Origin of the sequence: Streptomyces niphimycinicus (assembly GCF_018883605.1) — a bacterium.
Classification (GTDB): domain Bacteria; phylum Actinomycetota; class Actinomycetes; order Streptomycetales; family Streptomycetaceae; genus Streptomyces; species Streptomyces niphimycinicus.
In genome coordinates this window covers 1-11,603 of sequence record NZ_JAHLEM010000207.1, presented here as the reverse complement: position 1 = coordinate 11,603, position 11,603 = coordinate 1, and the positions used below count along the sequence as shown (strand labels likewise).

Genomic DNA, 11,603 nt, shown 5'->3' with positions numbered 1-11,603 from the left:
GCCCCCGTCGCCCCGCGCGCCACCGGCAGCGTCGACCTGGCCGCCCCCGACGCCTGGAGCTCCGCCCGCTCCAGCACCGTCGACCCTGCCTCCGCCCATAGCCCCGCCCCGGCCCCGGACCCGGCCGCCGTCCCGCCCCGCGGCGCCCGCGACCGCGGCCGCACTCCCCTCTTCGACCAGTACGCCGACGAGGACCGGCCGCGTGCTGCCAACGAGTGACGGGCCCTTCACTGACCAGCGAGGAACGGATTACCAAGCACCCCGGAGGGGATGCTAGAGTTTCACTCGTTGCAAGGGCCTGTGGCGCAGACTGGTAGCGCACCTCGTTCGCATCGAGGGGGTCAGGGGTTCAAATCCCCTCAGGTCCACAGCAGGGCCGTTCACGAGTTAGCTCGTAGATGGTTGACGAAATCCCGTCCGATCACTTCGATCGGACGGGATTTCGTCGTTTCTGGGGCTCGTCGGGAGGTCTGGGTGCGCAGGTTATGCCGGACGGGGATTGGGCTTACGGCCTATTGGTGTGGTGCGGGCATGGCTGCGCACGCCGATCTGCGGGGAGTCCGGCGTGCGCGGGTGGGCTGGAGTTGTCGTACGGAGCTGGGTTCAGCGGGAGTGCGGGGGCGGGTGGCGTCCGTTGTCCGCTTCCGGCAGGGCGATGCGTGGGGTGCCGAGCGGGGGCAGGGGGCCGGTGGCGTTGAAGTCGGCGTCAGTGAGTTCGTCCGGGCCGGTGCGTTCGGTGAGCCAGGTTTCCAGGATGGTCAGGTTGGCGACGGTGAGCATGACCGCCAGGAGGAGGGTCTGGGCGACCTGGCCTGGGGCGGGCCGGTGCTTGGGGTTGCCGATGTCGAGCGTCCCGCTCTTGAAACGGCCGTTCGCCCCCTCGTTGTGGCTGCGAATGGGGCGGTAGGTGTTCAGCCACGCGGTGTGCAGGTAGTGCACGTCCTGGCGGTACTTGGCCAGACGCCAGTCGGCCTCGGCGTCGGCGGGCACGGTGATCGATCCCGCGCAGCAGACCTGGGGAAGTGTGTCAGCGTGCGGCGGTGCCAAGCGTTCGGCGTCGGGGACGTGGACGGTGGGGCGGGCCGCGGCGGGCGGAGTCCGGGGCAGAGGGATGCTGAGGTCGATCACCCGGGAGGGCATGGCGGTGGGGTCCGGTGTGCGGGGCCGCAGCCGGTCGCGGCGGGTGCAGTTGACCGAGGGGGACGGGCCGCTGGCCGGGCACTGGAGGCGGATCGCGCCGCGGGCGTCGGGGCCCTGCTTGAGTTTGAGGTGGTGCGGCTCGCGGGCGTCGATCTTCTCGCGGAGCGCGTCGCTGCGGAACCGGACGGTGTCGTCGTCGGCGCCGGCAGTGGCGTGGATGAGAGGGGCGGGGGTGAGCGGGCAGAGCAGGGAGCCGTCGACGAGCGGCGCGCCTTGCCAGTTCCCTTGCAGTCCGCGTTCCTTGACCTTGTAGTCCAGGGCGAGGCGGTAGCCGAGCCTGCGGACGGGTGTCTGGAAGTTGGACGGACTACAGCCGGTGTAGGCGCGGTCGGCGGCCAGGATGCCGGTGGGCAGGCCGAGTTGGGTGATCTGGGTGAGGATCGTGACGGCGTTGGGGCCGGTGCGGACGGTGGGGGTGTCGAGCTCGAAGCCCAGACACAGCTGCGGGTAAGCCCCGGAGGTGCCGTTGCCCGGGTCGCGGTGGTGGGCGGCGATGGCCAGAGTTGCGCTGTAGCCGAACACCTTCTCGCCGGTGCCGCCTTTGAAATGCCAGCCAGCGGTGACTTCCGTCGAGGCGGTGGCGAGTCGGCTGCTGTCGGGGCGGGCACTGACGCGGATGTCGGTGGCGTCGACGCCGACGTCGCCGTTCCAGCCGCGCAGGTATCCGCGCTGGTCAGCCATCCGGACGGATGCCAGGACCAGACGGTTGGCGAGGAGTTGGAGGTGAGCGGCGGCATTGCGGCCCTCGGGGCTGCCCCAGAGCGCGGCGTGGAAGTCGGCGTGACGCTGCGGCAGACGGGAACGCCGGTCGTGGCGGGCGGGGTCCAGGACCGTGGTGATCGCATTCAGGCCCCGGTAGAGCCGCTTGCTGGAAGCGATCCGGGCGGCTGCCCCGGCTGGGGGGCGTTCTGGGATGTCCAGCCAGGTACGGGCTCTGGGCTCCAGGCCATAGTGGAGCAGACGCCAGGCGTCGGCGACCGAGGCCCTGCCCGTGTAGTACGCCGACAGCAGCAACCCGGCCAGCACCACCCGCGGACGTACCCCTGGAGGCCCAGGACGGTTGCGGAGAAGGTCCTCCAGTTCCTGGGGGACACCGGAGCGGTCCAGGAGCTTGAGCAGTTGGCCGACCTTGGAGTCTGGGATCTTCGGTGTTCCGCTCAGCGGCGGCTTGGGCCGCAGCCGCCGTACTGCGGACAGGGTGTCCTCGGTGTCCTGCGGACGGCGCATCACTGGGCGGGTCCGCGCAGCAGTTCGGCGGCCTGTTCCGGAGCCAGGGGCGGGACCCAGTGGAAGTAGGGGCCCAGGGCAGCGGCCGAGCGCATGCCTGCGGCGTCCGCGACCAGTGCCGGATCGATCCGCTGGCCGAGCAGGTCCACGATCCACGTGGTCCGCAGCCGCCGGGCCGCCAGCGCGGGCAGGCCCGCGTGCGGTCTGTGCCGGGCCGGCCAGGAGGACACCAGGTTCTTCGACGCCTCCACCTTCCGGCCGGGCCGGAACACGTAGCCGTTCCCGGCTGTCGCGGCGAGCTCGGCCAGAGTCTGCTCCCAGGGAGCACGGCAGGTCACCAGACGGTCCATCCAGGGGGCGTCGAGAACCACCATGCCCGAGGCGGTGACCCGCAGATCGTTGCCCCGCACGGCGGGCACTTCGCCGGGCTGCAGCCCGCAGCCGGCGCCCAGTGCCATCAGGGCCAGCCCGTCCAGCCGGGCCCGGCCGGGAAGCAGCTCTGCCCAGCCCTTCAGCCTGGCCAACTCGCCTTCTACATAGGGTGGTTGGGGACGTCTGCTGGCTGCGATGCGGACCGGCGGGGCCTCTCCGCGCTGTACCCACACCAGGGCTTCCCGGGTGCGGCGCAGCCAGGTCCGGAAGGTCTGGCGGGTGCTGCCCTCCTGGCCGGCGAGGCTGAGCAGGATGAACCCGTCGATCGTCTCGGTCCGCAGCCACAGACCCGGATCGCGCGGCAGACCCGTGCGCTCGGCCCAGACGGCGAGGCGGCCGACTACATAGAGCAGATGCGCCGCGTCGTAGCAGGTGGCCGGGGCCGCTGCCGCGACGGTGGCCCGCACTTGGTCGGCGACCGGAGCCCACTGCTGTCTGGGCAGGCGGGGGCGGTAGTTGCGAATACGGGCGGAGACCTGCGGGCTCAGCGTCACGGACCAATCCCATCGGCTGGTCAAGCAGCCAGTGAAGGGATTCGACACGATCTTCACGTAAAGGAGTGCATCAGCATGGTCGGTGGCATGAACCGGCGAACGCCGCCGCGCGAGCTTGCCCGCGATCCGGAAACCTGGCCCGAGGCCGTCATCGGCGACGTGGCGGCAGCCACCGTCCAGGCCGTCGCCCGGGCGCTGGCCGCCGCACTCATCACACCCAGGCGGAGCCTGCGCCAACTCGCCGAGGGCTCCGGGGTCAACCGGCAGGCCGTGGCCGACCTGCTCGACGGAAAGTCCTGGCCGGACATCGCCACCGTCGCCCGGCTGGAGCACTTTCTGGGAGTGCCGCTCTACCCGGCCGCCGGGGAAATGCGTCATACGCATGGAAATGGGCCTTCCCGTCCCCTACGAAAGGCTGCGGAAGGGACGACGAAATAGGCCACGCGCCCCCGAGGCGAGCGGGATTGCTCTAGCCTCGGAGGCAAACGTGAGCCAATTGATAAGGGGCCGCGTGAAGGTTCTCCAGAGGGTTCCATCTCGAAAGAACCGCGTCCTCTCCTCCCTGCCAGGGGAGGAGAGGACACTTTTTTGAGCAGTGCTAGCCTGAGGCGGCTCCTTCCCGGCGGCCAGGAGCGATCGCGAACACGGCCGTCTCCGGCTGCACCAGCCGCCCGGTCTCCACCAACCGCTTGCAGGTGGACCGCACCGACTCCAATGCAGCTGTCCCCGGCTTGCCCTCGGTCGGCCGACCGAGGGCCGCAGTGAGCTCCTTCAGATGCAAAGGAACCCCGGCCGTGGTCAGCACCTGCTCGATCGCGCGCATCAACTCACCTGATGCGGAACGGCGCTTGCCCGAACCGGCGCTGTTGCCTCCACGTGCGGAGCTGGACTTCTCGGCACTGTCAGGTGGCGCTGTGCCGCCTTGCTCGCCAGATGGCGCGGCTTCGGCGGGCTCTTCTTCCGGTGCGGTCTTGTCTGGCTGCGGTCCGGTGCCCGCGCCGATCTCCGCCAGTGCACGAGAGAGCTGATCACGAGTAACGAGAGTCTGGGCCATCTCCTCCCGTAAGGAACCGAGTTCCTCTTCCAGCTCCTTCGCCCGCCGAGACAGGCGCTCTGCCTTCTCGCCATAGAACTCGATGGCGACACGCAACCCTGGCGCCGCGGCTTCCTCGCCCTCGAAACCCATGCGTCCCCTCGGACTCTCTGGCGCCAACACTGATGCCAGACATCGTAGGGAACTCCAGACGTCCCAGACACCCAAATGCCAAACAATCCAGGGAAGTTGGGCTTCCAGTCCCAGCTCCGGCTTCCGGCGGGGCGCGGCTATTCATGAACGCCTCATGATCCACAGCCCACCGGCATACCGCACAGGCTCATCCGGTTGCCTCGTGGCTGGCATCTCGGACATCCACGGTGCCTTGTGTCGTAGGCCGGACGCGCGCATCCGTGACCTGGATACGGTGCACAGCGATGGCATGTTGGTCTGCCGGTTGATTGCTGAGGAGCATGGTGTGGCGCTTGATACGGGCGTGGGGGTTGACGGTTGGTGGAGAAGAGGGCCTAATTGATCGCGAGACCAGCCATCTTCCAGGCTCATCCGACGAGTTGAGCGTTTGAATCCTGCACCCTCGGGCGCAGGTATGGCTGGTCTCTCTTTCCGTTGTGGAACAAATCGGTGCAGCGGACCCCGAGCACTCATCGCCGTTCAGGTCAGGGCTACTCGTTCGTGAGCGACCCGTAGGCTCTGCTCATACCGCCCGAAGATGACTTGCGGAGCACCGTCCAGCCCTGGCAGGAGTGCACTGACGTGTACGACTTCCTGGAGCAAGTCCGTCTGCGGCCCGGCATGTGGCTGCCTCCGCATGGGTCCCTTCACCATCTGGAATCCATGCTTGTCGGCTACGAGGTAGCGCTGGGCGTGCACTCCATCGACGAGCCCTTCCCCTTCTGGGGCGACGGCCTGTTCAGCCAGTGGCTCTGCCAGCACTTCGGCCGACCGAGTTCGCTCAACTGGGCCACTCAAATCGAACAGGAGACGTCCGACGGATCCACACCCGTCGAAGAGTTCTTCCGGCTGCTGGACGACTACCGTCGTCACGCCGCCTTGGATCCGAAGCCGAGCACCTCGGAATCCGGCTTCCCCGGCATCGAGTACATGGGCGACACGTTCGTCACCCTCTTCTGGCGCCAACGACTCCTCGGCCAGGCTGTGCACCGCCTCGAAGACCATGGCTTCCGTGTCGTCCAGTTGGCAGCGGGCCAATGGAACACGGAACGGGATATGCACGCTGCCGTCGCTGCCGCCCTGCGGTTCCCCGACTACTACGGCCACAACCTTGACGCACTCAACGACTGCCTCCGCGATGTGGCCTGCTACGGCGGCTACGACGACTCAGCGGAGGGCGCGGGGCTGGTCCTCACCTTTACCGACTACGACCGATTCGCAGCCGCCTGCCCCCGGGCGGCGCAAGTTGTACTCGACATCATCGCCGACCGGGCCCGTCGTGCGGCCGTACTTCAGCGCCGGCTGATCTGCCTGGTCCACAGCAACGACCCCGACATTCGATTCGACCCGGTCGGCGCCATGCCCGTCATGTGGAACAGAGACGAATGGCTGGACCCCAACCGCCGAGGCTAAGCAGGTGAGCGCGAGCATGTCAGAGCCCACGGCTTGAACGGTTGATCACGTCCGATGAGAGAGACGGCGGCGCCCAGGTCCTGTGGCTGAGTGACGGCGCCGTCTCACCGCAGATCAAAGCCCTCACCGAAGAAATTCGGTGGGGCTTTTGCATGCCGTACAGCAGCTACTTCCGATTTTGCTGGTCAAGGTGCTTGCCGAGCTTCCGCAGTGCCCGCCGCGTCGCCTCGGACGGTACGTGCGTGTAGACCTCCATCGTTACCGCGATCTTGCTGTGCCGGAGGATTTGCATGGCGATCCGGGGGTGCACGTCGAGTGCGGCGAGCAGAGAGCCGCAGGTGTGCCGGGTGTCGTGCAGCCTGATCGTTCGGACTTCCGCTTTGGCCGACCGGAAGGCGAACGAGCGGTTGAAGTTGCGCGGCTCGATCGGCGTGCCGTACCGCGTGGTGAATACGAAGTCCGAGTCCGTCCACAGTTCGCCGGCCGCCTTTTTCGCTGCCTCCTGCTCCTTACGCCGGAGCCGCAGCGCGGTCACGCAGATCTGCGGAAGGGGGAGCACCGCCGTTGACGATTCGGTCTTGGTCTCGTCGTGCACCAGTTGCCGTCGGATGCGCTGCAGCTTGTACTCCACCGTCACCTCTCCCGCGTCGAGATCCACGCTCGGCCACGTCAAACCGAGCACCTCACCGCGTCGGAAACCCAGGACCAGGATCAGCACGTAGGCCGCGTACAGCGGGTCGAGGACCGCCCGAGCCGCCTCCAGGAACTGCCGCGCTTCCTCCAGCCACGGCCCCGCAGCCCCAAGCCCAATGGCAAAGCCTATCGAGACTCGGCGCTCGTCGATGCCATCCCTCAGCCCCTACTGGCATAGGCCGATCAGGGATCCGACCGTCGTTTCGCTCTTCTTTCAGCCTTAAACAGGTACCTAAAGGGTGTTGTGGAAGTTTCCCGAGTCAAGCTGACGACATGATTTTAGTGCTGGGAAGGTAGGGACGAGAGGGTCGGCGGCTCCGGTGTGGACGTCGTGGGGCCGGTTGACGGGAGCGACGTCGCCTACAACGTAGCCTGGAAGCGTGACGCCACATCCTGAACCTGCCACGACCCAGTTGCGAGTGTCTGTCGTTGCCCGATCTGGCCAGGTCGAGCTGCAAGACCAGGCGGCAATGGTGGCCCCCGGGCCGATCGTCCTGAGCGTTATTGGCCACGCCAGCCGCAGGATACGGGTCGACGGCGTCGACCGTCGGCTTTCGGCGGGCACCACGGGCGTCCTCGCACTCGACTACACGAGGTCGACTGGCTTCCACCGTGTTGAGATCGAAGGCCAGGTATTCTGGTTCGCCACCGAGGACCACAAGCTGGGGCTCGAGGGTGTCACGCGGATGTTGAGCCACCTCGAACACCTGGGCACTGGCTGGACCGGGCAGGCCCTGTTCTCGGACGGCAGCGGCTTTCTGGACCCGCACGTTGTCTACGGCTGGTTCGACGCGAACGCGGACGATGCCTTGGACGCCATCGAAGGTGTCCTCGCGGCCCCGAGGACCGATGACGTGTCAATCCACGTGCTGAGCCGCCGCGGCGGGAGCTCCGTTTTGACGGTCCCCACGCTGCGATTCCTTAGGTCCGATCCCCAGCGGAACGTGGTCGAGCAGGAAGGCGGCCTACTGACCGTCGCGGGGCACGCTTACAACCCTGCTCGAGTGGTCGCCCGCCGCCGTCAGCGCACGGTGGACACAGTGGCCAACCGGCGCGCGGTGCATCTACTGGGTCTCCTCCACCAGATGCTGTCCGAGCTGATGCGCGCGCAGCTCCCTGCCGTGCCGAAGGCACGCTGCCGACTGTGGCGCGAGCGCGTCGGACGCCTCTCCACCCAGCCGCTCGCCGTCAAGCTCCGGCTGAGGCCCAGTGCGCTGGCGCACCCGCGTGAAGGGCCCGAGTTCACTGACCGCAGCTACATCAAGGTCTTCGACCTCACGCGGACAGCCAGCGGCTTCGGATGGGCCGCCAGCGTAGACCCGGCCCGCTGTTACAGCTACATCGAGAGTGCCGACCGAATCTACCAGGCCTATGCGGCGCACCGAGTCGCGTCAGTGCTCGGGCTCGCCCAGACACCTGGCGCGTTCGGAGCCGCCCCACTCGCATTCACGGGACCCGAGTTCGACCTCTACTACGACGCGGTTCCCCCGGGCGACATCCTCGCCTCATGGCGGGCTCGAACCGCGGTGCCCGATGCGTCGAGGCCTGATCTGCTGCTCCACGAGCGGGCAACGGGGAAGGTCGCCGTGCTCGATGCCAAATACAGGGTCGGCAGCGACGGCCACGCCTCGGAAGACAGCCGGAAGGAGGTCGCTGCCTACCAAAGCCTCTACGGGCTCTCCTCGGTCACGATCCTCTACCCGGGTGTGGGGAGCGACGCGAGGGTGATCTCCGACCATGGCGAGAGCGTGGTCGAGGTGCCGGTTGTCGGTCCGAACGACGGTCTTGACCAGGTGATGGGCCTGGTCCTAGACCGCTTGCAGTCGCCCCCGTACCTCTAGGGCCGGCTCAGAGGAGGGGCAGGAGCTCGTCGGAGGGACCCGACATTGTCTGCTCGATCAAGCGGCCGATCTCCTCTGCGTTGGGCAGAGTCGCCGACGCATCGAGGAGCGGCTGCGCGTCCGAGTGGGCACCCCGGAGTTGGTGCACGATCTTGTCCGCGACGGCGTTCCCCAGGGCTGTGAGCTCGGCGTGCGCGTCCCGCTCGGACATTACGAGCGCCATCACGACGTCGCGGAGGATCCCAAGCGTGAACCACGAGCGCCCGCTCGTCGTCTCTAGGACGGCGTTGGACACAGCTACGAGGGCCTGCTGGGCTTCGGGGCTGAAGTCCTCGAAATCGGACACCGAGTGGAGGGCAGTGAGCCGGAGGGAGTCGAACTGCGATGCGTGTCCGGCGCTCTTCCGGCCCTCGACGCGCTCGCGCTCGTTGGCGATCAGGGTCTGGACGGCTCCGGCCACGGCGGTGTCGGGGTCATCCTCATATCGGTCGCCGAGGACGTTCGGCATGGTGATGGTGGTCGATCTCCGCTTCGTCGGCGAGCTGACGCGAGTGCGGGTTTCGGGCTCATCGCGGAAGGAGTTGCAGGTCGCGAGGACGAATGTGTCGATGGGCAGGCTGGCGACTTCGCCGTCCGGCAGTCGGACGATCCTCTCGCGCTCCTGGGTGGCGACGAGCACCGCGGACAAGTAGGTCTCCACCGAGGCCAGGTTGAACTCCTCGAAGATGACGACTCGGGCTTCGAGCGGCGCATCATCGAGCAGAATCTCACGGGCGAAGTCCTGGAGGTGGACCGTTCCGTCGAGGCGCTCGTACCCGATCAGCTCAGCCTCGTCAAAGTCGGCCCGCACTGGGATCATGAGGGGCGCGTCAAGGTCGAACAGCTGCTCCATTGCGCTGCCCAGTAGGGTGGCGAACAGGGTCTTGCCGGTGCCGGGCTGGCCGACCAGCACGACCAGGTCACCGCGGAGCCATGCCGTCACGACGCGGCCTACGAGCCCTGGCGGGAGCTGGAAGCCCTTCGCCTGTATGCGGCCTTCGAGCGAGCCGACGACCGCCGACAGGTCGTCGGTAACGGTCGGAGCCGGCGGTAGGACGCCGAGCTGCTGGTAGGTCTCGTCGGACACGGGATCGGCTGCGAACGCGAAGGATCGGTACTCGGTCGGGACATCGTCCGTGAAGATCGTCCCGACCAGGTCGCCGCAGGCAGGCCTGAACTCGTGCTTGAACCAGGCGTTGAGCTTGTCGATGTCGTCAGGGGCGGGGCCGAGGTTTGCGGCGGCGAGGATGGCGGGGTCGATCGTCGAGGTGTCGACGTCGCGACCGATCCAGAGCGCCAGGTCGATCAGGCGAACGGGCTTCTTCGTCTCGGCCAGCAGGTCTGCGCCAGCGCTGGGCGTGAGGCCCCAGACGTCCCCTGGCAGCCCGGTCTGGGCAGGCTTGCGCTGGATCAGCACCTCACCGCGGCCCGCGCGCTGGCCGCGCTGCCGCTGCAGCCCGCCGCCGGTGAACTTCCGTGTCTGCCAGGGAGTGTCGCCGCTCCAGATTGCGCGGTACGGGCGGTGCGGATCGGGAGCCCCAGGCAGCTCGTAGAAATCCTTGAGGTACTGCTCCTCAACACCACCGCCGTATGGGACCTGGGCGGTTGTCGGGTCGACGTTCTGGCGCTTCGCCTCGCGGAGAAGCGCCGGCAGCGTCACGACGGTGAGGGCGTGGGCACCCTCGATGGCATTGACGGCCTCGAGGAGAAGGTGAGCAGGCACGTACGGCATGGACCCACCGTACTTGGAGAGCCTTCCTCACGCGGACGGGTCAGCTGTCGGCTTGGCGAGTTTTTCCATGTTCTCCGAGATGAGCGCGCAGAAGTCCGGGTTGAGCTCGATCCCCACCGATGACCGCTCCATCTCGTCAGCGACGTACATGGTGGTCCCACCGCCCACGAACGGATCGAGGACGGTGCCGCCCTCCGGGCAGCCGGCCGCGATGCAGCGCTCCACCAGTGCGCGCGGGTATGGCGCGAAGTGCGTGCCGCGGGCGAGCGACCTGCGATCCGGCTCGATGAACCACACGTCCTCTTCACCATCGAGGCCCTCGCGGTCGAAGAAATAGCGAGGCGACTTGGAGAACAGGAAGATGTGCTCGTACTTGCGCCAGGGACGGTCCTTGCTCGTCGGCTCGGGGATCGCGGACTTCCGCACCCAGATGATGGTGCTCCGCAGCGTCCAACCGTCCGCCTGCATCGCCAGCGCGACACGCCACGGGATCCCGATCAACGACTTGCGAGGGAGCCCGAGCCCGGGGCCGTCCACCGCGCGGAGGCCCGGCAGACGACGGCTGCGATGCTTATCGTCCTTGCCGTGGGGGCGGCCCTTCGCGCTGTAGTAGGTGTCGCCGAGGTTGAGGAAGACGACGCCATCGTCGGTGAGCGCCGGCTTGATCGCAGCGAACGTCTCGCGGAGGTTGTCGACGTAGCCATCGATGGTGGGCTCAAGCCCAAACTGGCCGTCGACCTCGTAGTCACGCTGCCAGTAGTAAGGAGGGCTAGTGACCACGCAGTTGATCGAACTGGGCGCGAGGGTGCTGGCAACCTCCTTGCTATCGCCTCTTAGGACCGTCCACGAAGTACCGCTCTCGCGCTTGCCCGAGGCGTACAGCGGGTCGTCTTGATCGAAGTCTTCGTCATGCACAGGAGACACGATTGCACTAGGTACTGACATTCCATGAGTGTAAGACATCTCCGACGGTAGATCGAGCCGGGGTGCCAGCGTGTCGCGCTACCCGACTCGATGTCCCGAGGCTCGGTCCGGAGATCGTAGGCTCAGAGCGTGTCGAATACAGCCGAGAGCAGCCTGAGGGCCCTCGCCGTGAACCTCGTAGGCCCCGCGGAGATTGGAGAGCTGCTCGGAGTCGACGCGAACACCATTAACGTCTGGAAGGCGAGGCATCGGCAGTTCCCGTCGCCGGTGCGGCGTCTGCGCTCTGGCGACATCTGGGACAAGCGCGAAATCATCGCCTGGGCGACGGCAACGGGGCGCTACCTGGCCGCAGAGGAGACCGACCCCGCTTCCGTCGAGAGCTG

General features: G+C 67.4%; 10 protein-coding genes, 1 tRNA gene and 1 pseudogene. 6 read left to right on the top strand and 6 right to left on the bottom strand.

Features of this window, described 5'->3' with window-relative positions:
* Both KN815_RS19665 and KN815_RS19660 read left to right on the top strand, forming a co-directional pair.
* Positions 1-219 (top strand): annotated as a pseudogene (locus KN815_RS19665) (hypothetical protein); the annotation flags it as partial.
* A 75-nt stretch (positions 220-294) separates the two neighbouring features.
* Positions 295-368, top strand: a tRNA-Ala gene (locus KN815_RS19660).
* Positions 369-603: 235 nt separating this feature from the next.
* On the opposite strand, the gene KN815_RS19655 is transcribed toward KN815_RS19660, so the two are convergent.
* Together KN815_RS19655 and KN815_RS19650 are read right to left on the bottom strand one after the other, a co-directional pair.
* Complete coding sequence (locus tag KN815_RS19655) at positions 604-2,427, bottom strand: hypothetical protein (RefSeq protein ID WP_253209092.1); 1,824 nt, start codon at positions 2,425-2,427, stop codon at positions 604-606.
* The gene (locus tag KN815_RS19650; protein ID WP_253209091.1) at positions 2,427-3,353 is read right to left on the bottom strand and encodes a hypothetical protein; all 927 of its coding nucleotides are present in this window, start codon (positions 3,351-3,353) and stop codon (positions 2,427-2,429) included. The genes KN815_RS19655 and KN815_RS19650 overlap by 1 nt, the downstream gene beginning before the upstream one ends.
* A gap of 87 nt (positions 3,354-3,440) precedes the next feature.
* On the opposite strand from KN815_RS19650, the gene KN815_RS19645 reads away from it, so the two are divergent.
* Complete coding sequence (locus KN815_RS19645) at positions 3,441-3,791, top strand: helix-turn-helix domain-containing protein (protein ID WP_253209090.1); 351 nt, start codon at positions 3,441-3,443, stop codon at positions 3,789-3,791.
* Positions 3,792-3,951: 160 nt separating this feature from the next.
* Here KN815_RS19645 and KN815_RS19640 read toward each other — a convergent pair whose 3' ends face one another.
* A complete protein-coding gene (locus KN815_RS19640; protein ID WP_216343252.1) occupies positions 3,952-4,539 on the bottom strand; it encodes a hypothetical protein in 588 nt (195 codons plus the stop codon).
* A gap of 621 nt (positions 4,540-5,160) precedes the next feature.
* Here KN815_RS19640 and KN815_RS19635 point away from each other — a divergent pair.
* Positions 5,161-5,991, top strand: coding sequence for a barstar family protein (locus KN815_RS19635; protein WP_253209089.1), 831 nt, complete (start codon positions 5,161-5,163; stop codon positions 5,989-5,991).
* Positions 5,992-6,157: 166 nt separating this feature from the next.
* Here the strand turns inward: KN815_RS19635 and KN815_RS19630 are convergent, their stop codons facing one another.
* Complete coding sequence (locus KN815_RS19630; protein ID WP_301184602.1) at positions 6,158-6,775, bottom strand: site-specific integrase; 618 nt, start codon at positions 6,773-6,775, stop codon at positions 6,158-6,160.
* A 328-nt stretch (positions 6,776-7,103) separates the two neighbouring features.
* Between KN815_RS19630 and KN815_RS19625 the strand changes: the two genes are divergently transcribed.
* Positions 7,104-8,525: a DUF2357 domain-containing protein gene (locus tag KN815_RS19625; RefSeq protein WP_216343251.1), complete on the top strand. Its 1,422-nt coding sequence runs from the start codon at positions 7,104-7,106 to the stop codon at positions 8,523-8,525.
* Between the two features lie 7 nt (positions 8,526-8,532).
* Here the strand turns inward: KN815_RS19625 and KN815_RS19620 are convergent, their stop codons facing one another.
* Together KN815_RS19620 and KN815_RS19615 are read right to left on the bottom strand one after the other, a co-directional pair.
* Complete coding sequence (locus tag KN815_RS19620; protein WP_216343250.1) at positions 8,533-10,296, bottom strand: AAA family ATPase; 1,764 nt, start codon at positions 10,294-10,296, stop codon at positions 8,533-8,535.
* 27 nt (positions 10,297-10,323) lie between these two features.
* Positions 10,324-11,211: a DNA-methyltransferase gene (locus KN815_RS19615; RefSeq protein ID WP_216343249.1), complete on the bottom strand. Its 888-nt coding sequence runs from the start codon at positions 11,209-11,211 to the stop codon at positions 10,324-10,326.
* Between the two features lie 138 nt (positions 11,212-11,349).
* On the opposite strand from KN815_RS19615, the gene KN815_RS19610 reads away from it, so the two are divergent.
* Positions 11,350-11,603, top strand: a 254-nt coding sequence (locus KN815_RS19610) for a hypothetical protein (RefSeq protein ID WP_216343248.1), incomplete at its 3' end; no start/stop codon positions are given.

Bases quoted from the DNA above. Each gene is read 5' to 3' on its own strand.
- KN815_RS19655 (WP_253209092.1), bottom strand. From the start codon at position 2,427: ATGCGCCGTCCGCAGGACACCGAGGACACCCTGTCCGCAGTACGGCGG.
- KN815_RS19640 (WP_216343252.1), bottom strand. From the start codon at position 4,539: ATGGGTTTCGAGGGCGAGGAAGCCGCGGCGCCAGGGTTGCGTGTCGCC.
- KN815_RS19645 (WP_253209090.1), top strand. From the start codon at position 3,441: ATGAACCGGCGAACGCCGCCGCGCGAGCTTGCCCGCGATCCGGAAACC.
- KN815_RS19620 (WP_216343250.1), bottom strand. From the start codon at position 10,296: ATGCCGTACGTGCCTGCTCACCTTCTCCTCGAGGCCGTCAATGCCATC.